Genomic DNA, 18,293 nt, shown 5'->3' on the forward strand with positions numbered 1-18,293 from the left:
GCACCTTATTCAGTATCGTCGAAAAATCCGGCTAAGTCGGACAGTGGAAAGCGCGCCAATTCGAGCACGCGAACAGGGGGAGCACATCATGCCAGCAAATGCCTCTTCTCCCGCCATGAAGGCCGGGTATGAGGGTGCCGATTCCGCCGACGTCATCGCGGAGCATCTGGCGCAGGTGAGCTTTACCGACCTGCCGGAAAGCGTGGTCGCGGCGACCAAGAGGAACATCCTGGATACACTGGCCTGCATGATGGCCGGAACGGTCAGCGTGGACGTCAAGGCGATCCACGATCTGGTCCGCCACTGGGGCGGACGGGAAAGCTGCACCGTCGTGGGCGGGGGCGGACTGAAGATACCGCCGGAGAATGCCGTATTTGCGAACGGTGCGACCGTTCATCAATTCGATTTCGACGACACCCATGACGTTGCCGTGTGTCATCCCACATCGGCCAGCCTCAGTTGTGCTTTGGCGGCGGCCGAAGAAAAGGGAAAGGTTTCAGGTCGCGAGCTGATCACCGCGGTGGCACTGGGCAATGATCTCATCGGCCGGATCGGCCTGGCCATTCATGGTAATACTAGCAGTTTTCCGTGGTTCCGCGCCCCGGTCATCGGATTGTTCGGCGCCACGGCTGCAGCCGCCAAGATCATGGGCGCCAGCGAGCGTCAGCACGCCGAAGCCCTTGGGCTCACCCTTCCGCAGGTCGCCGGTACATGGGCGAGCCTGCATCACGGAGGATCGAGCGTGCGCTCGATCAGGGACGGCCTGGCTTATCGGGATGGCGTGGTGGCGGCCGCGCTGGCCATGCGCGGCGTGCGCGGCGACCGGAGGGTTTTTGATGGCCCTTACGGCTATTACAATGTGTTCTTCCGCGGCGAGTATGATCGCAGCACACTCGTCGGCGATCTTGGCAAGCATTACGAAAGCGACCGGATCTCGCTGAAGCCCTGGCCGTCGATCCGGCATCTTCACGCCCTCTACACAGCTCTTACCGGCCTGATGGAAGAGCATAGGCTTGGTTTCGACGACATCGAGAGCGTGACTGCCGTCGTCGGGCGCATCAATCAGGCTCTGTGTGTTCCGACCGAGCCGGGAATGGTCCCCGACCGGCGTATCGATCTTCTGTGTAATCTGCCTTTCGGGCTCGGTGCGACGATCCTGCACGGCAATACAAAGCTCGCGATCTACAACGATCCTGCACTTGCGGACGACGTGATCGCGCGCGGCGTGCCAAAGGTTCGCTGGCGTTACGACGAGCGCCAGAACGGCCCCTGGACGTTCGAGCCTGGCCGTGTCGAGGTTGTGACGAGAGATGGCAGAAAGCTGGAAGCCACCTCGACGACAGCTTTGGGGCACCCCGACAATCCCATGTCGACCGAGCGCCGCCATGCCAAGGTTTTCGACTGCGCCGCCAATGCCGCGACTCCCATTCCCGTGGAACGCGCGCAACAGATCATCGATCTGGTTGAGCGACTGGATGAACTCGAGGATGTCAGCAGCCTCGCGGCCTTGCTGGCATGATCGACGGGGCCGAAGACGTGGCCGCAAACGAGGCGCCCCGGCCGGTCGGCGGCATCAGGGTTGTCGATGCCTCGCGCGTGCTGGCCGCACCGTTTTGTGCGTCGATCCTTGCCGACCTCGGCGCTGACGTCGTTCATCTCGAGCACCCCTCGGCAAACGACGAGGTTCGTGCCTGGCAGCCAATCGTCAACGGCGTGTCGGCGAGTTTCCTTGCCATGAACCACAGCAAGAAGGGTTTGGCGGTTGATCTATCCAGGCCGGAAGGTATCGCCATTCTGCGGCGGCTGCTGGAACGGGCCGATGTCTTCATCGAGAACTTCCGGCCCGGCACCATGGAACGCTATGGCCTTGGCTTCGACGCCATCCGGAAATTCAATCCTCGGCTGATCTATTGCGCCGTGCGGGCCTTTCCGGCCGGCTGCGCCTCGGAGGGAATGCCGGGCTACGAGGCTTCCACTCAGGCCTATACCGGTGTCATGAGCCTGACGGGCGAAGGCAGCGGCGATCCGGTTCGCTGTGGTCCGAGCGTCATCGATCTCGGCACGGGACTTTCCTCGGTGATTGCCATTCTGTCGGCTCTGCTGCAGCGCGACCGAACAGGGCAGGGCGCCTATGTGGAGCCATCGCTGATCAGAACGGCAACCAACTATCTCACCTACCAGATCTCGGGATATTTCATGGCTGGTGCCTTGCCGCAGCGGCGCGGCAGCGGCCATGAGGCGCTCGTTCCCTACCGCGTGTTTAATTGCTCGGACGGACCGATATTCATCGCCGGCGGAAACGACCGGCTGTGGGCCGTTCTGGTGGGCGTGTTGGGCCTCGCCGGCGCTGGCGGGGAGGTCCCTTATCGTCTTCTGGCAGAGCGCATCGCCAATCGTGCCGAAGTCGACCAGCTTGTCTCGGAGGCCGTCGGAACCTGGAACCGCGCTGAGTTGCTCGCCGCCTTTCGGGCGAGCGGCCTGCCAGCGGCGCCGGTGAATACGATAGCGGAATATGTTGCCGACCCCACTCTCTTCGAAGCGCATGTGCTCGAGGAGATCGAGGTGCCGGATGCCGGCCGATCGGTTTTAGCGGGGCCGCTGTTTGGAGCTGACTTTCTGGCACCCAAACGCACGGCGGCGCCGCGTCTCGGCGAGCATACCGATGAAATACTAAGCGACATCGGCTTCAGTCCTGATGATATCGTCCGGATGAGGGAAGAGAGGCTGGTATCCTGAGAAAGCAATAAAACTGATCCTTCTGCTTGATGTCTTCGCTTTTGTGATGATTGCGGGACGGTCATGCTTGTAAGAATTTGTCTTATGTCTTTCCGACTCGTCTAGTTATTAAATGATGTAGTGTTGACATGGGCGCGGGAGGCATATCTACTTTAAAAAAAGAATGTCAGGAGGGGAGAAAATGCATGCGCCGACGGGCAGTGTCGATGCTGGTGCAGGTTTGCGACGCCCTGCGATTGACTTCCGTGACGCAAGCGTCAGGTTTGGCGACTTCACGGCGATGGGCCCCGTTAATCTGACAGTTGAGCGGGGTGAATTTCTTGTAATCGTTGGGCCAAGTGGTTGTGGAAAATCCACATTACTGAACCTGGTTGCTGGAACGCTGCAGCCCTTCACCGGAGAAACAATATTCAACGGTGCGCCTGTCGAAGGTCTAAACCCGGCGGTAGGCTACATCACCCAGAAGAACTATTGTCTGCCCTGGCTCACGGTCGAGGGTAACGTGCGTCTGCCGCTCGAATTTCGCAGGTTCCCCAAGGCGCAGGTCGCGAGTCTTGCCGCCAGCGCACTCGAGCGCGTGGGTCTCCGGGGTTTCGAGAAGGCATACCCGCGGCAGCTTTCAGGCGGCATGCTCCAGCGTGTCATGATCGCGCGCACGTTGGTCTATGAGCCGGACATCTATCTGATGGATGAGCCGTTCGGCAGCCTCGATGCGTTGCTTCGGACGAAGATGCACGATGAAATCCTGCATCTTTGGAAGGACACTGACGCCACCTTTGTCTTCGTGACGCATGACCTGGCTGAAGCCGTCACCCTGGCCGATCGCGTCGTTGTCATGTCGGGCCGTCCCGGACAAGTGAAACTGACGTTGGATATAGATCTGCCGCGCCCGAGAGATGTGGTTGATATCCAGAGCAATCCGCGCTTCGGCGGCTATATCAAGACGCTCTGGGAGGCGCTCGACCTCAACTAGACCGGCTCGAGGCGGCGATGAGCCCGCGGTCTTCTGGTGCGAGGTTATTCTGCAAATCAAGCGGGAGTTGAACGATGAGTATGAATACCGCGGCGGTCAACTCGAGAAAAGCAACGGGCGCGCATGAGGGCAGGGCGCCGACGCAACGCAAGTCATGGGCCGTTCCACTGGGTCTCCAGCAACTCCTGGTGTTCGTGTCGCTGCTGGCGACCTGGCAGATCACCTCCCTCTACTTCAGCCTGGATTTCTGGATTTCCAGCCCCGTCGCGGTGTATCAGGAGTTCATCCGATGGTACGCGTCGGGCACGCTTCTGAACGACCTGCGGATGACACTGACCGCGGCGGGAAGCGGCTTCGTCATCGGCAGCATCGGCGGCGCCATCATCGGCTTCCTGCTCGGGTGGATCCGCAAGCTCGGAGACCTTCTGGAACCGCTCATCCTGTCGCTCTACAGCCTGCCAAAGGTCGCTTTGGCACCGCTCTTCGTGCTGTGGTTTGGTATCGGCATAACCAACAAGATCATGTTTGCCGCCATCATTGTATTCTTCATGGTGTTCTTCACCACGTTTCAGGGCACCCGGCAGGTCGACCGCGACATGATCACCAACGCCCGTCTCTTGGGCGCGTCGAAGTTCCAGACCTGGACGCGAATTGCCATTCCCTATTCGTCCATCTGGGTGATCACCGGTTTGCGCATCGGTCTGCCCTACGCTTTGATCGGGGCGATCGTCGGCGAGTTTGTTGCCGCCAATGCAGGTGTCGGCTACCGGATCAAGGAGGCCACGTCCTACTTCAATACCTCCGGCGTGTTTGCGGGACTGATCATGTTGATGCTGATCAGTTTCACGCTTCTTGGAATCCTGAAGCTGATCGAAAAGCGCGTTCTTTACTGGCAGACCGCCGAGGTGGCCCTCGGAGAAGATGCGTCGAAGCATATCCCCTAGCACTCGCTACAAAAGAAGAATCCGGGAGGAAACAACATGAGACCTATTCTTGCCTTATCCGTTCTCTGCGGCGCTTTGGCCTGCCTCGCTTCCCCAAGCGCCAAGGCCGAGACGGTGCCCCTCAAGGTTGTCATTGGCTCCAATTCCTTTGCCTATGGCGGCATGCGTGTGGCCGAGCACGCCGGAATCCTGGAGAAGAATGGCATCAAAGCGGAGATCGTCGTCGCTGAGAGCGGTAATGCGGCAACGACGGCTCTGATCTCGGGATCCGCTGAAGTGGCGGCGTCCGGTCCCGAGCAGGTGATCGCCGCTGCCGCGCGTGGTCAGAAGATCGTTATCCTGGGCAACCTTTACCGCGGACTGTCGGGATCCCTGGTTCTCAGCGAACCGATAGCCAAGAAAATGACCGTGAAGCGGGATGCTCCGGTCGTAGAGCGCCTGCGCGCCCTGGATGGGTTGACCATTGCAACGCCAAGCGCAACCTCAGCCTATACCGTTCCGCTCAAGACCTTCGCTGAAATGAACGATGTGAAGATCAACTTCACCTATATGGCACAATCGGCCATGCCGGCTGCTCTGAAGACCGGCGCGATCAATGGCATGATGGCCGGCTCGCCCTACACGGATGCCGGTGTCTTGGCCAGCGGCGGAACGCTTTGGATCGACGGCACTGGTGGCGAACTTCCGGAAGAAGTGGAGCCAACAAGCTCGACTGTTCTGCAAACGACGGAGGAGTTCGCCAAGACGAACCCGGACGTGGTGAAGCGCCTCATCAAATCTTTGGAGGATTTGAAGGAGATGATCGCGCAGGACCCTGATGGTGTGAAAGCCGCGATGTCCAAGGCCTATCCGAAGTTGGACAAATCGACGATCGACAGCGTGTTCGAGCGGAACTCGGCCAACTGGGCGCAACCGGAGTACACGATGGCGCAGATCCAGAAGGAGCTCGGCTTCGTCAAGACACAGGGCCGGATCCAGGGCGCCGACAAGATTGTCCCGGAGTCACTGCTCTATTCCAATCCCTGAATGTTGGACGGCGGCCATCGGCACCCTTCGGGGTGTCCGATGGGTCTGCCTCGTATAAGGACGCCAATGATGCATGTGCGGAATTCATCCGAGCGGGCCGACGAGGCCTCCTCTGCTGAGGTCGTGGTGGAGAGGATTTCGGAGGGGGTCACCCAGCTCCGCCTCAATCGCCCCGAGCGGCTGAACGCGCTAGGCCTTTCGATGGTCCGCAACCTGCGTGATGCGGTCGAAGCATTGGCGAACGATGGAACCCGCGTCCTGCTGATACGCGGGTCCGGGCGGGCATTCTGTTCCGGCGCCGATCTGAAGGAGCGCCAGACCATGAGCGTCGACCAGCGTGTGGAGCACAATGCAGCGATCAACGCGGCGATCGATGCGATAGCGGAAACGCCAGTTCCGACCATTGCTGTTGTCAATGGCCTGGCCTTCGGCGGCGGGTGCGAAGTGGCCCTTGCCTGCGATATGCGGGTGGCCGCGCTGGATGCGCTCATTGGATTGACGGAGACGCGGATTGGCGTCATCCCCGGCGCTGGCGGGACGATGCGTCTGCCGCGGCTTATTGGCAGTGCGCTCGCCTTGGAAATGATGCTGTCGGGAGAGCCGGTAACCGCCGAGCGCGCTCGCGAGATGGGGCTCGTCAATCATGCAGTTCCCGTGGGCGAGCTCGACCACAGGGTGGCGCAGCTGGCGGCATTGATCGCGTCGCGATCGCCGCTTGGCACGCGCGAGATTAAGCGCCTCGTGCGGGACGCGCCGGATCTCACGGCATCGGAATGTCTCCAGAACGAGCGTCGCTCATTGGTTCGCGTGGTTGCATCAGAAGATTATGCGGAAGGACTGGCTGCCTTTGCGGCACGACGCGCGCCCGTCTTCGTGGGACGCTAGGTAAGGATGCGCGCTGTCGTCCTTGGTCGTCAGGGGGCGGCTTCGACGTCCAGCCACTGCCGATGCCGGAACTGGCGGAGGCTGGAGGCGCGGCAGTCTGCAGGCAAGGTCTGTATTCGGGTTGTGTGTGCTACGGGAGGCTTCCATGAAGGTTGCCATACTTGATGACTATCAGGATGTGGCGATCAGCTGTGCCGATTGGGAACGGCTGGGTCCGTCCGTCGAGATCAGGGCCTTTCGCGATCCCCTGAAATCGGAAGCGGATCTTCTTGAGCATCTGATCGATTTTGACGTGATCGTCCTGATGCGCGAGCGGACGCCGTTTGGCCGGAGCGTGATCGAAAGCTTGCCGCGGCTGCGCCTTCTGGTGACCACGGGAATGCGCAATCAATCCATTGATGTCGAGGCAGCGAAGGCTGCGGGTATCGTGGTCTCCGGCACGGACTCGGTTGGTCAATCGACGGTGGAACTGACCTGGGCACTGATCATGGCCCTGGTCCGGAATATTCCGCAGGAGCTGGAATCCTTTCGTGGGGGAGGCTGGCAGGTCGGGCTCGGCGAGCTGCTCCAGGGCAAGACGCTTGGAATTCTGGGCCTTGGCAGGCTCGGCACCCGCGTAGCTGCGCTGGCGCAGGCCTTTGAGATGAAGACGCTGGCGTGGAGCCGCAACCTCACGGTCGAACGTGCAGAGGCGGCGGGTGTTCGCCTGGCGGCAAGTCTTGATGAATTGTTGTCGGAAGCCGACGTGATCACGATCCATCTTGTACTCGGAGACGGGACACGTGGTCTGATCGGCCGCGATCAGTTCGCGAAGATGAAAGAGACCTGTTATCTGGTCAATGCATCCCGAGGCCCGATCGTGAACGAGCACGCATTGGTCGAAGCGCTGGAATCGAGGCGGATCGCGGGGGCTGCCATTGACGTCTTCGATACAGAGCCATTGCCAAGCGACCACCCGTTCCGCACCCTCAGGAACGTGGTTGCCACGCCGCACATCGGCTATGTCTCGCGGGAAAACTATATGCTGTTCTATGGCCAGGTGGTTGAGGACATCGCCGCCTTCGCAGCGGGCAATCCGATAAGACAGCTTAGTTGATCCTGGCCGATTGGCAGTCCGAACGGCCGGCCGTTAGTCCAGCAGTTCGCGCGCAATCACCATGCGCTGGATCTCGCTGGTGCCCTCGACGATCTCCAGCACCTTGGCTTCTCCCAACAGCCCGGAGACCGGGAATTCCTCGAACACGCCATAGCCGCCGTGGACCTGGATCGCCTTCAGGGCCGCCTCGACCGCGAGCTCACTGGCGAAGAGCTTGGTCTTGGAGGTCTCGTTGCGGAACGGACGGCCTTCGTCCACCAGTGTCGCCGAATGCCGCACCATCAGTTCGGCGGCGTGGATCTTGGTGAGGATATCGGCCAGCGGAAACGCCAGGCCCGGCTGCGCGAGAATGCTCTTGCCGAAGAGCTTGCGGTCCCGGCCGTGGGCCTTTGCGAGGTCGATGGCACGGCGCGCCAGCCCAAGGCCGGTGGCCGCGACGAGGATGCGGCCGATGCTGAGAACGCTCAGGATCTGCTTCAGGCCGTCGCCTTCCTCGCCCACCCGGTGACGGTCGGGGATCCTGACGTTCTCCAGATAGAGCTCGACGGAATCGGCAAAGCGCCAGCCGATCTTGCGGGAGGGCTTCCCCACCGAGAAACCGGGTGTACCCACCGGTACCACGAAGCAGGTCAGGCCCTTCGGCCCCTTATCTGGATCTGTGACCGCGACGATGCTGGAAAAGCCGTGCAGCGAGGTGCCGCCGTTGGTGGAGAAGATCTTCGATCCGTTCAGAACCCAGTCGCCGCCGTCGCGCACGGCGCGGGTCCGGATATTGGCGACGTCGGAACCACCATGGGGTTCGGTCACGCCGAAGGAACCGATCATACGGCCCTCGCAGACGGCCGTCAGCCATTCGCTTTTCAGCTCGTGGGAGCCGAAGCGCGCGATCAGCGAGGTCGGCGCGCTGTTGCAGAGATAGATCGCCGCGAAGGAAGGTTCGATGCGGGCCAGCACCTCCGCGACTATCGCGGCGCCACGCGTGCCGAGCCCTGCACCGCCGTAATCGGGATCATAGGCCGTGCCGAGATAACCTAACCGGCCGAATTCCGATACGAGGTCGGCGGGAAAGAGGTGGTCGCGCAGGAACGCGGGCATGGCGGGCGCCAGGCGTTCACGGGCAAAACGGTCCACCGCCTCGCTGAGCGCGAGCTCTTCATCGTTGAGAGTGAACATGATCCGATGTCTCCGAGCTCTCGTTCAGACCTTGGCGGCGAAGCGAGCGAGCGTGGCACGCGCCGTCTCATGCGCGCAGTTGTCGGCGAAGATCCGCCCTGCCGCGGCGTCCCAGGCCTCGGCCTGCACGGAGATCGCCTGCTGGAAGAATTCCTTGGTGGAGCGCACCGCCGGGGCGGGAAGCGCCGCGATCCGCGCGGCAAGCGTCGCGGCATGGGATGCGGCCTCCCCGCTCGGCACACAGTAATCGGCCACGCCCAGCCGGCGCGCCTCCTCGCCATCAAGCGTTTCGAAGCCCCAGACCAGCCGCCGGGCATTGACAGGGCCGACCCGGGCGACCAGCGCCTGGAGGCCCCAGGGCGGCAGCCAGCCGTTCGGCACTTCCGGCAGGCTCCAGCGCGCATCGGCGCCGGTCACCACCAGATCGCAGGAGGCGGCGAGGATGAAGCCGCCGCCGAGGGCATAGCCTTCCACGGCCGCGACCACGGGCACACTGACAAGGCCGATGCGGCGCGCCATGGCGGCGGTGTCGGCCTCGTTGGCGACCATGCCCGGCACGTCCATGGTGCCGAGCTCCTTCAAATCGCTGCCGGCGCAGAAGCTGGGTGCGGCGCCGGCAAGGACCACGGCACCGACGTTCGGGTCATTGTCGAGATCGGCGAAGGCGCGGGTCAGCTTCGCCACCAGTTCGGCCGCGAGCGCGTTGCGCCGCTGCGGCCGATTGATCGTGAGGGTGGCCACGCGATTGGCAATTGTGATGTCGAGCATGTCGATGTCGCCTTACCTTTGGGATTGGGTGATTGACGGCGCGCGTTACTTCAGCAACGCCGGCAGCCAGAGTGCGATCTGGGGGAAGGACATCACCAGCGCGAGCCCGATCAGCTGAAGACCGATGAAGGGCACGACAGCGCGGAAGATATCCGACAGCGTGATTTCCGGCGGGGCGACAGCCTTCAGATAGAAAGCGGCCGCGCCAAAGGGCGGCGTCAGATAGGACACCTGCATGTTCATGGTGAAGAGGACGCCGAACCAGATCGGATCGAAACCAAGCTGGCGGATGACCGGCACGAAGATCGGCATGGTCAGGAGCACGATGCCGATCCAGTCGATGAAGCAACCGAGCACGATCAGGATCAGCATCATGATGCCAACGGTCACGATCGGTGCCACCGGCAGACCCGTGATGGCGCCCTGTAGGAAGCTGGTGCCGCCGGCCAGCGTATAGACCGCCACCAGCGCCGAGGCGCCGAAGAAGATCCAGGTCAGCATGGCGACCGTGCTGCCGGTGGTCTTGACCGCGGAATAGATCATGTCCCAGGTCAGCTTCCGGTTCACCAGCGCGATGATGATCGCACCGAGCACGCCGACGGCGGCGGTCTCGGTGGGGGTGGCGATGCCGAGATAAAGCGAGCCGAGAACGGTCGTGATCAGGGCGAGCGGAAGGAACAGCGCACGGCCGAGCAGCAGCTTCTCGCCCAGCGGCATGGAAAGCTCCTCATCGGAGGCGAGGGGCCCAAGCGCCGGATTGCGGTAGCAGCGGATCAGCACATAGGTGAGATAGAGGCCGACCAGAAGGAAGCCCGGAAGAACCGCGGCCAGGAACAGCTCGCCGATCGATACCTGGGCGACCAGGCCATAGACGATCAGGACGATGCTCGGCGGCAGCAGGGTTCCGAGCGAGCCGCCGGCGCAGATGACGCCGACTGCAAGCCCTCGATCATACTGCCGCTTCAGCATGGCGGGGAGGCATACGAGGCCGAGCACCACGATCTCCGCGCCGATGACGCCAACCATGGCGGCAAGCACGGTGGAGGCGAGCAGCGTTCCGACCGCAAGGCCGCCGCGCAGCCGTCCCGACCAGATGTGGAGGACGTGAAACAGTCGCTCGACGACGCCGGCTCCTTCCAGGATGCAGCCCATGAGCACGAACAGCGGCACCGAGATCAGCGCATAGTTGTTCATCAGCGTGAACATGCGGCTCGGGATGAAGTAGAGGCTTTCCGGCCCGAACAGCCAGAGGGTGAGGATCACGGCGGTGGTGCCGGTCGCGAAAGCCAGCGGAATGCCCGTCGCCAGCAGGAGAAGCAGCAGTCCGATCGTTACGAGGCTGACGATTTCACCGGACATTGGAGAGCTCCCGACAGGCTTGGACGAAACAGACGATGGTCTGGAGGACCATCAGGGCGGCACCGACCGGGATCGCGATCTTCAGATACATCGGAGAGTGGGAGTTCCAGCCGGCGCCTGTGGTCTCGCCGCCGAGCACCGAAGGATAGGCTTGCTGGTAACCGTAGTAGACGACCGCAAGCAGGAAGACCAAGGCCAGCAGATGCGCAATGATCGTCATGATCATCTGCGCCCGCTTGGGAAGCAGTCGATAGATGAAATCGATTCTGACGTGGCCGTCGTTCTTGATCGCATAGGCCCCGGCGATCATGTAGTGGATGCCCGCCAGCATGATGACCAGCTCGAGACCCCAGATGGTCGGGCTGTTGAAGAAATACCGGCATGCGACGTCATAGACGGTGACGACGAAGACGACGAGATAGAGGAGACTGGAATAGTCCCCGATTTTCTGGTTGAGCGCGCTGATGGCATTGCCGATCGCGTTCATGGCCGCCTCCGGTCACGGATGTGGTGGGATCGCATGTCTTGCGGTGGTCCCGGCAGGATGCCGGGACCATGCGTCAGGCCGGACGAAGTCCAGCGTCAGTCGATCAGGCCGATCTTGCGGAGGTAGGAGACCTGTGTTTCCACGGCCCGTTTGGTCAGCTCATTCTTGCCCGCATAGGCGTTCCAGGTATCGACGGCGGCCTTGCGGAACTCACGCCGGTCCTCTTCGCTCCAGTCGACCAGTTCGACGCCCTCGGCCTTGAGCTCTTCGGCGACCTCCAGGTTCTGCTTCTCCAGGGTCTGGATCATGTCGAGGCTGAAGTCGCGGACGGCGATCTCGAGCGTCTTCTGCAGACGCGGGCTGAGCTTTTCCCAGACCTTCAGCGGAATGGAGACATCACCGACGGGCATGGAATGCACGCCGGGATAGATCGCGAACTTAGCCTTGTCGTGGAAGCCGAGCTCCGCGTTCATGGCAAGCGTGCCCCAGTCGGTCGCCTCGATGGTGCCGTTGTCCATGGCGCTGAAGGTTTCGGAGCCCGGAAGATTGACCGGAACGGCGCCGAATTTCTCGAACAGCTCCGAGGCCATGCCCTGCGGCAGACGGATCTTCAGGCCTTTAAGATCCGCGACGCCGCCGACCCGCCGGGTGGTGGGGATGGACTCAACGCCCCACCAGGCAACGCCAATCGGATAGAGACCGAGGGGCTTGTAGGCCTCCTTGAGGATCTCCATCCCTTCGTACTTATAGAAGTATTCCATGGCCTGGTACGGATTGTCGTAGGCCGCGTTGAGATCGCCTATCGCGGCGAAGACCGGGTTGCGGCCGGTCCAGTAGACGGTGGCGGGATGCTGTCCGTCGAGAATGCCGCGGCTGACCGCATCCAGCGTCTCGTTGACGCCGACGATCGCGCCCACGGGCAGCGGGGTGATCTTGATCTGGCCGTCGGTCATGGTGGCGACGTTCTCGGCGAAGCGCTCGAAGGCCTCCTGGTTGGCGGTCCCGGGCTGCCAGAGCGTCTGGATGCGCCAGTTGTAGGTTTCCTGCGCCAGGGCCGGCGCGGAGAAGAAGCCCACGGCCATGGCGGCGGCGGCGAGCTTCAGCGAAGTCCTGCGTGATGTGCCTTGCATTGAACGTTCCTCATCCTGGGGATCGCGCTTGGCCGATCCTGGTTCATTGTTGCCGGCGCTTGCCGCGCCGTTTGCTTCTTCTTATCCGGCGCCGAGGGCGCCGGCATTCTTCGGTGGCGGCTAGGCGTTTACGGTAACGGCGGCCGCGGGGGCTTCCCGGAAAAGGTCGGCATCCATCAGCGGCAAGGGGTCAAGGATGGCAGCCGGGGCATAGTCCATGCGGTCGAGCACGTCGCGCCGAACGTCGACGCCAGGCGCGATCTCCGTCAGCACGAGGCCTTCGGGGCGCACGTCGAAGACCGCGCGTTCGGTCACCACCACCGCCGTCTGGCCGCGGCCGCGAACCCCATCGGCGACGCGGTAGGTCACGCTTTCCGCCTGTGTCGCGAACTTGGAGATCTTGCCGTCACGGACGATGTCCAGCCGCCCATCCTGGCAGCGGGCATCGAGGCCGCCGGTGGTGAAGGTGCCGGTGAAGACCAGCCGCCGCGCGTTCTCCGCGATGTCGATGAAGCCGCCGGCGCCGGGATTGGCCGTGCCGAACTTGGAGACATTGACCACGCCCGCCGCGTCATATTGCGCGAAGGCGAGAGCCGCGAAGCGGCAGAGGCCGCCATCGATGGCGTCGAACTGATAGAGCCCGTCGATGATCGCTTCCGGGTTGATGTTGGCGGAGAACTGCCAGCCGGACATGACGACGCCGCCATAGGAGCCGTGCTCGGTGGTGAACCAGTAGTCGTTCAGGCCGCCGTCGTCGAACAGCCCGTCCTCGGCCATGACGAGCGGAATGTCGGCGGCCGCGCCGAAGCCGAAGATCGACAGTTCGCGCTTGCGCACCTCGCGCGCCGCGCGGCGGGCGATGACCTTGTCCGGCGACATTTCCGGCCGCGGCAGCGCCGAGAGCGGCCGGCGCGTGCCGGAGAAATAGGCCGGGTCAAAGGCGACGTCCGTCGCCATCATCATCTCCGGGTCGATCACCACCTCGTCGACGAAATAGCCGGGAAGCCCGACCCTGGAAGCCGGCCGCTCCCCCGCCGGCACCACCCGCCGGACCTGGGCGATCACCCGGCCGCCGGATGCCTTGGCCGCCAGGATGAGCCCCATGTTGGAGGAGACCAGGGCCTCGTCCTCCCAAGAGAGGTTACCGTGTTCGTCGGCGGTGGAGGCGCGCACGATGGCGACATCGATCGGCCAGGTGGGATAGAACAGCAGGGTCTCGCCATTGACCTCGATCTTCTGCACGAGATCGTCCTTGGCGCGGGAGGTGAACCTGCCTCCCCCGAGATCGGGGTCGATGTAGGTGCCGAGGCCGACACGGGTGAAATAGCCGGGGCTGCGGCGCGCCACCTCCCGCAGCCAATGCATGGAGGCGCCGATCGGCCAGGAGTAGGCCTCGACAAGATTCTCCCGGATCAGGCGCATCAGCTCCGGCCGTTTGCCGGTGACGGGGTCCACGGGGTTGATATAGGAGCCGGAGACGATCCGCTTCATGAGGCCTTCCTGGGCCACATGGTCCATGCCCCTGATGCCCTGGGCATCGCCGGTCCCGCAGGGAAAATAGAAGTTGAGATTGCGCGGCGCGCCGGTCTGGCGAAAGCGCTCGCCGAGGGCTTTTAGGACCGCATCGGGGGTGATCCAGCCGATTACACCGACCGAGGCGACTGTGGCGCCGTCGGAGATGGAAGCGACCGCAGCCGCGGCAGTGGAGATCTTGGTCATGTCGGCCCTTCGTGTCGTGTAAGGCGCGGCCTCGGCCCCGCTTCTTCGAAATCTCTGGTCGGCTCAGTCCAGCCGTGCGCCGTCCCGGTTGAGGACGTGGCGGAGGTCGCGGCCATCGATGCTGCGCGGTGCCACCCGCTCCTTCACGGCGATGGCAGCGGCATGGCCGATGGCGTGGCCATAACCGAAGCACTGCGCGGTGACCCGGGCCGAGGCGACGGCCTCGTGCTCGGCGGAGAGGCAGCGGCCGGCAACGAGGAGGTTTTCCCCCCGGCTCGGCACAAAGCAGCCATAGGGCACCTCGTAGACGTCGTTGAGCAGCCACTCGACGCGGGGCTTGGCTCCGGAGTGCAGCTCGATCGGCCAGGGCGAGGCGGTGATGCCGTCGGCGAACTTGGTGCCGGCGACGACATCGCTGTTGGCGAGCTTGGCAACGCCCTCCACCTGCCGGGTCTGCCGCACGCCGACCTGGACCCCCGTGTCGTTCACGAAGGAGGCCTCGCAGCCCACAAGATTGTCGCGGAAGAAGCGCGCATATTCGCGCATCTGACGGCGGCCTTCGATCTCCGCGTCGGTGAAGTCGCGCCAGAACAGCGGATTGAGCTCACGGCCATCGGGGCCGACGATGCGGGTGCAGTTGCAGAGGAGTTCGCCGGGGCGGGTGGTTGCGAACAGCCAGATCTTGGCGCGCGGCAGCGCGTAGTCGCCGGCATTATGCTTGGCCAGGATCATCTCCGTGACCGAGGGCGGCATGATGGTGTCCATGCCGTAGGCTTTCTGGAAACGGTCGATGTCGACGCCGAGAAGGCGGAAGATCATGGTCGGGTTCTGGACCCGGCCGTTGTCGCCGATGAAGTTGGGAAGATCGCCCATGGCGACGAGATCGGCATCACCCGATGCATCGATCGTGACCTTGCCCCTGATGTCGAGCGGGCCCTGCTTGGTAAAGACTGAAACCCCTTCGACCGCCTCTGCCCCATCCATATGAAGGTCGGTAGCGACAGCGTGGTAGACCACGCGCACGCCCGCTTCACGCAGGAAGCTGTCGGCGGTCTCGCGCCAGACCAGCGGATCATGGACGCGGGTGTAGGTCTTGCCGTAGGGAACCGGGCCGGTCAGGCCGCCGAGCGAGGAGATCCGCTGAACGAACTCCTCGGCGAAGCCGAAGACCACCTGACGCGGGGGTGCGGATCGGTCATCGGTCGCTTCGTAGAGACCGCAGACCGTGCCGGAATGTCCCGCCACCGCTCCACCGCCGCAAAAGCCGTAGCGCTCCACCAGCGTTACATCGAGGCCCTGGCGCGCGGCCGTGACCGCTGCCGCCACACCGGCCGCACCGCCCCCGACAACCAGGACGTCCGTCTCCAGGCGCTCGTGAGCTCTCCGGTCCATGCCCGCTTCTCCCTGTCCGATTGGTCTTTGCCAATCTGATAGACAACTGACATATCAATTGCTGATGACGGGGTCAACCGGTAGGCTCGGGACGAATCTTATGGAGATCGCTCAGCTCATGATTGGTAATCCCCTGCAGCCGGCTGTCCCGGAATCGCTGGCCGACGAAGCCTATCGGCGGATCGAAGACATGATCGTCATGCGAACGCTTCCACCAGGCTCCATGATCTCCGAAAGTCAGATGAGCGAGGTCCTGCAGTGCGGCCGCACGCCGATCCGGGAGGCGCTGCTGCGGTTGAAGCTCGAGGGCTATATCGAGGTCCACCCCCGCCGGGGGGCGTTGGTGACGCCGGTCGACGTTCGCAAGCAGCTGGAGCTTCTGGAGGTCCGGCGGTCACTGGAGGAGCTGATGGTGCGCCTCGCGGCCCAACGGGCGAGCAAAGCGGACCGCGAGCGGTTGCTGCAGCTTTCCGACGAAATCCTCGAAGCCTCAAGGACCTTGGTAATCGCCCGGTACTTCGTCGCCAACAAGGAAATCCATCGGCTCAGCGCGGCGGCCACGCGCAATGCTACTCTGATCAAGACCATGGGCGTCATCCATGGGCTCTCCCGTCGCTTCTGGTATGCCTATATCGACGACACCCGGCTGGTGGATGCGGCGAACCTCCACAGCGAGGTGGTCAAAGCAATCGCGGCAGGGGACGCCGATGCCGCCGCGGTGCGCGCTGAAGCGCTAATGGACTTCCTGGAGGGGCTCACACGCCTTGCGGTCGAGCAGCGACTGTGACGGCACGGTTGCGCCGTCAGAAGAACAGCCTCGACATCATCTCAACCCCGAGAACAAGCAGGCAGATGAGAAACCAGCGCCGGAAGACCGCTGGGCTTACTTTATCGCGGATGATCTGTCCGGCCCACATGCCAAGGAGGGCTGGGACGATTGCCAGAGCGGAGAGGGCGAGATTGTCGATCTCAAATGCGCCACGCCACAGGAGGCCGGCTGCCAGCGCAACGGTTGAGATGGTGAAGGAGAGGCCGAGCGCCTGCACCAGGCTGTCCTTGTCCAGCCCAAGCGCCTGAAGGTAGGGCACGGCCGGGACGACGAACACGCCGGTGCCCCCGGTGACGGCGCCGGTGATCCCCCCGATGAGGGGCGACAGCCACGGCTCCAGCCGCGCCGGCACATGGAGCTGACGCGCAAAGAGCGTGTATGTGGAATAAGCCACCAGGACAGCACCCAGCGCGCTGGTGGTAAGGCGCGTCTCACCGCTCGCCAGCAGCGATGAGCCCGTGACGGTCCCGATAAGGATTGCCAGCATCATCAGCCAGAGCCTGCGAGCGAGCGCGCCGAAGGCTGGCCCCGACAGAAGCTGCCAGACATTGGTCACGAAGGAGGGGATGAGCAGCAGGCTTGCGGCGGCAAGAGGGGAGATCAGCGCGCCCAGAACACCCATGGCGACGGTGGGCAGCCCCATGCCGGTGACGCCCTTGACCATGCCCGCGGCGAAGAAGGTCACGCCGACAGCGGTGACAAGCCAGATCGATGCTTCCATGACCTTTTGGATAGAGAGTTCGACGGCGCGGACAATGCGGATGATCCGCAGCCAGCCTTCGGCTGGCCCGAATGCTGAATATCGTGCATCTTGACCCGATGCGGTTCGACCTTATCGACCTTCGCCTGTTCCTGGCCGTGGTGGATGCCGGCAGCATCACCCACGGAGCGGCGGAGGTCGGCCTCTCGCTGCCGGCCGCAAGCGAGCGCCTCCGCGACATGGAGGCCGTGGGCCGGATCAGGCTGCTCGAGCGCGGCCGGCGCGGTGTCTCGCCAACTGAGGCCGGCGACGCCTTGGCTCATCATGCCCGATTGATCTTGCGGCAGATGGCCCGGATGCGCGGCGAACTGGGTGAACACGCCAAGGGTCTCAGGAAGACCATCCGCATTCTGGCGAACACCGCTGCCCTCACCGAATTCCTGCCGGAACGGCTCGCCCCCTGGATGGCGGCGCGCCCGACGATCGACGTCGAGCTGAAGGAGCGCCAAAGCACCGAGATCGCAAGGGCCGTCTCATTGGGGCTGGCGGACATGGGTGTTCTGTCGGCTGCGGTCGACACCGGCGGCCTAAGTCTGCAGCCTTTCGCCACCGATCGGTTGGTCGTGCTGGTCCCTCGCCATCACGAGCTTGCAGCGAGCAAGAGTATCTTTTTCGCCGATATCGTGGACCAATATTTCGTCGGGCTGACGCATGGCGCGCTACAGGATCATCTGGATGCCCAGGCAGCAAGGATCGGCGCCAGGCTCAAGATGCGGGTGCGCGCGCGCACCTTCGAGGGCATCTGCCGCATGGCGGCTCATGGGGTTGGCCTCGGCATCGTGCCGCAGACGGCGGCCCGGCGATATGTGAAATCGGGTGAGGCCGCATGGGTCCGGCTTGCTGACGACTGGGCCACACGCCGGCTGTCGGTCTGTACCCATTCCGAGGACGAGTTGACGCCGCCGGCGCGGGATCTCCTTCAGTATCTCGCTGATAACTCCTCGGCCTTGCCTCTCGCCCGTCACAGCCAAGAAAGTAGTTCCTAATATTCACCTGACGAAACGTTTAAACCGGCA

General features: G+C 63.2%; 17 protein-coding genes. 9 read left to right on the plus strand and 8 right to left on the minus strand.

The window, feature by feature from the left end; all coding sequences use genetic code 11:
• The first annotated feature begins 88 nt into the window (after positions 1 to 88).
• The 7 genes from IEV58_RS03050 to IEV58_RS03080 all read left to right on the plus strand — a co-directional run bounded on the left by IEV58_RS03050 (position 89) and on the right by IEV58_RS03080 (position 7,660).
• Positions 89 to 1,519: an MmgE/PrpD family protein gene (locus IEV58_RS03050; protein WP_188408215.1), complete on the plus strand. Its 1,431-nt coding sequence runs from the start codon at positions 89 to 91 to the stop codon at positions 1,517 to 1,519.
• Complete coding sequence (locus tag IEV58_RS03055) at positions 1,516 to 2,736, plus strand: CaiB/BaiF CoA transferase family protein (RefSeq protein WP_188408216.1); 1,221 nt, start codon at positions 1,516 to 1,518, stop codon at positions 2,734 to 2,736. The genes IEV58_RS03050 and IEV58_RS03055 overlap by 4 nt, the downstream gene beginning before the upstream one ends.
• A 181-nt stretch (positions 2,737 to 2,917) precedes the next feature.
• Positions 2,918 to 3,709, plus strand: coding sequence for an ABC transporter ATP-binding protein (locus IEV58_RS03060; protein ID WP_188408217.1), 792 nt, complete (start codon positions 2,918 to 2,920; stop codon positions 3,707 to 3,709).
• 74 nt (positions 3,710 to 3,783) lie between these two features.
• On the plus strand, positions 3,784 to 4,653 hold the full coding sequence (locus tag IEV58_RS03065; RefSeq protein WP_188408218.1) for an ABC transporter permease: 870 nt from the start codon (positions 3,784 to 3,786) through the stop codon (positions 4,651 to 4,653).
• Between the two features lie 36 nt (positions 4,654 to 4,689).
• A complete protein-coding gene (locus IEV58_RS03070) occupies positions 4,690 to 5,679 on the plus strand; it encodes an ABC transporter substrate-binding protein (protein ID WP_188408219.1) in 990 nt (329 codons plus the stop codon).
• Between the two features lie 66 nt (positions 5,680 to 5,745).
• Complete coding sequence (locus IEV58_RS03075; RefSeq protein ID WP_188408220.1) at positions 5,746 to 6,564, plus strand: enoyl-CoA hydratase/isomerase family protein; 819 nt, start codon at positions 5,746 to 5,748, stop codon at positions 6,562 to 6,564.
• A gap of 145 nt (positions 6,565 to 6,709) precedes the next feature.
• On the plus strand, positions 6,710 to 7,660 hold the full coding sequence (locus tag IEV58_RS03080; RefSeq protein ID WP_188408221.1) for a D-2-hydroxyacid dehydrogenase family protein: 951 nt from the start codon (positions 6,710 to 6,712) through the stop codon (positions 7,658 to 7,660).
• 33 nt (positions 7,661 to 7,693) lie between these two features.
• Here the strand turns inward: IEV58_RS03080 and IEV58_RS03085 are convergent, their stop codons facing one another.
• The 7 genes from IEV58_RS03085 to IEV58_RS03115 all read right to left on the minus strand — a co-directional run bounded on the left by IEV58_RS03085 (position 7,694) and on the right by IEV58_RS03115 (position 15,688).
• On the minus strand, positions 7,694 to 8,833 hold the full coding sequence (locus IEV58_RS03085; protein WP_229729152.1) for an acyl-CoA dehydrogenase family protein: 1,140 nt from the start codon (positions 8,831 to 8,833) through the stop codon (positions 7,694 to 7,696).
• A 24-nt stretch (positions 8,834 to 8,857) separates the two neighbouring features.
• Positions 8,858 to 9,601 (minus strand): enoyl-CoA hydratase/isomerase family protein, encoded by a 744-nt coding sequence (locus IEV58_RS03090; RefSeq protein WP_188408222.1) that lies wholly within the window; start codon positions 9,599 to 9,601, stop codon positions 8,858 to 8,860.
• Positions 9,602 to 9,646: 45 nt separating this feature from the next.
• Positions 9,647 to 10,960 carry a TRAP transporter large permease gene (locus IEV58_RS03095; protein ID WP_188408223.1) on the minus strand — a complete coding sequence of 438 codons (1,314 nt, stop codon included), beginning with the start codon at positions 10,958 to 10,960 and terminating at the stop codon, positions 9,647 to 9,649.
• Positions 10,950 to 11,447, minus strand: coding sequence for a TRAP transporter small permease subunit (locus IEV58_RS03100; protein ID WP_188408224.1), 498 nt, complete (start codon positions 11,445 to 11,447; stop codon positions 10,950 to 10,952). The genes IEV58_RS03095 and IEV58_RS03100 overlap by 11 nt, the downstream gene beginning before the upstream one ends.
• Before the next feature lie 95 nt (positions 11,448 to 11,542).
• The gene (locus IEV58_RS03105; protein WP_188408225.1) at positions 11,543 to 12,577 is read right to left on the minus strand and encodes a TRAP transporter substrate-binding protein; all 1,035 of its coding nucleotides are present in this window, start codon (positions 12,575 to 12,577) and stop codon (positions 11,543 to 11,545) included.
• A gap of 120 nt (positions 12,578 to 12,697) precedes the next feature.
• Entirely contained in the window at positions 12,698 to 14,296 is a 1,599-nt protein-coding gene (locus tag IEV58_RS03110; protein ID WP_188408226.1) for an acyl CoA:acetate/3-ketoacid CoA transferase, read from the minus strand.
• Positions 14,297 to 14,359: 63 nt separating this feature from the next.
• The gene (locus IEV58_RS03115) at positions 14,360 to 15,688 is read right to left on the minus strand and encodes an FAD-dependent oxidoreductase (RefSeq protein ID WP_188408227.1); all 1,329 of its coding nucleotides are present in this window, start codon (positions 15,686 to 15,688) and stop codon (positions 14,360 to 14,362) included.
• Between the two features lie 100 nt (positions 15,689 to 15,788).
• On the opposite strand from IEV58_RS03115, the gene IEV58_RS03120 reads away from it, so the two are divergent.
• Positions 15,789 to 16,475 carry a GntR family transcriptional regulator gene (locus IEV58_RS03120; protein WP_229729153.1) on the plus strand — a complete coding sequence of 229 codons (687 nt, stop codon included), beginning with the start codon at positions 15,789 to 15,791 and terminating at the stop codon, positions 16,473 to 16,475.
• Between the two features lie 16 nt (positions 16,476 to 16,491).
• Here the strand turns inward: IEV58_RS03120 and IEV58_RS03125 are convergent, their stop codons facing one another.
• The gene (locus tag IEV58_RS03125) at positions 16,492 to 17,238 is read right to left on the minus strand and encodes a sulfite exporter TauE/SafE family protein (protein WP_188408228.1); all 747 of its coding nucleotides are present in this window, start codon (positions 17,236 to 17,238) and stop codon (positions 16,492 to 16,494) included.
• Between the two features lie 71 nt (positions 17,239 to 17,309).
• Here IEV58_RS03125 and IEV58_RS03130 point away from each other — a divergent pair, with 71 nt between their 5' ends.
• Positions 17,310 to 18,263, plus strand: a complete 954-nt coding sequence (locus IEV58_RS03130; RefSeq protein WP_229729154.1) for a LysR family transcriptional regulator — start codon at positions 17,310 to 17,312, stop codon at positions 18,261 to 18,263.
• Positions 18,264 to 18,293 lie beyond the last annotated feature (30 nt).

Origin of the sequence: Agaricicola taiwanensis, assembly GCF_014635245.1 — a bacterium.
Taxonomy (GTDB): Bacteria; Pseudomonadota; Alphaproteobacteria; order Rhizobiales; family Methylopilaceae; genus Agaricicola; species Agaricicola taiwanensis.

Coding starts and splice junctions, on each gene's coding strand:
- IEV58_RS03060 (WP_188408217.1), top strand. CDS start 2,918: ATGCATGCGCCGACGGGCAGTGTCGATGCTGGTGCAGGTTTGCGACGC.
- IEV58_RS03075 (WP_188408220.1), top strand. CDS start 5,746: ATGATGCATGTGCGGAATTCATCCGAGCGGGCCGACGAGGCCTCCTCT.
- IEV58_RS03070 (WP_188408219.1), top strand. CDS start 4,690: ATGAGACCTATTCTTGCCTTATCCGTTCTCTGCGGCGCTTTGGCCTGC.
- IEV58_RS03095 (WP_188408223.1), bottom strand. CDS start 10,960: ATGTCCGGTGAAATCGTCAGCCTCGTAACGATCGGACTGCTGCTTCTC.
- IEV58_RS03050 (WP_188408215.1), top strand. CDS start 89: ATGCCAGCAAATGCCTCTTCTCCCGCCATGAAGGCCGGGTATGAGGGT.
- IEV58_RS03120 (WP_229729153.1), top strand. CDS start 15,789: ATGGAGATCGCTCAGCTCATGATTGGTAATCCCCTGCAGCCGGCTGTC.
- IEV58_RS03065 (WP_188408218.1), top strand. CDS start 3,784: ATGAGTATGAATACCGCGGCGGTCAACTCGAGAAAAGCAACGGGCGCG.
- IEV58_RS03080 (WP_188408221.1), top strand. CDS start 6,710: ATGAAGGTTGCCATACTTGATGACTATCAGGATGTGGCGATCAGCTGT.
- IEV58_RS03115 (WP_188408227.1), bottom strand. CDS start 15,688: ATGGACCGGAGAGCTCACGAGCGCCTGGAGACGGACGTCCTGGTTGTC.
- IEV58_RS03055 (WP_188408216.1), top strand. CDS start 1,516: ATGATCGACGGGGCCGAAGACGTGGCCGCAAACGAGGCGCCCCGGCCG.
- IEV58_RS03110 (WP_188408226.1), bottom strand. CDS start 14,296: ATGACCAAGATCTCCACTGCCGCGGCTGCGGTCGCTTCCATCTCCGAC.
- IEV58_RS03125 (WP_188408228.1), bottom strand. CDS start 17,238: ATGGAAGCATCGATCTGGCTTGTCACCGCTGTCGGCGTGACCTTCTTC.
- IEV58_RS03105 (WP_188408225.1), bottom strand. CDS start 12,577: ATGCAAGGCACATCACGCAGGACTTCGCTGAAGCTCGCCGCCGCCGCC.
- IEV58_RS03100 (WP_188408224.1), bottom strand. CDS start 11,447: ATGAACGCGATCGGCAATGCCATCAGCGCGCTCAACCAGAAAATCGGG.
- IEV58_RS03130 (WP_229729154.1), top strand. CDS start 17,310: ATGCTGAATATCGTGCATCTTGACCCGATGCGGTTCGACCTTATCGAC.
- IEV58_RS03085 (WP_229729152.1), bottom strand. CDS start 8,833: ATGTTCACTCTCAACGATGAAGAGCTCGCGCTCAGCGAGGCGGTGGAC.
- IEV58_RS03090 (WP_188408222.1), bottom strand. CDS start 9,601: ATGCTCGACATCACAATTGCCAATCGCGTGGCCACCCTCACGATCAAT.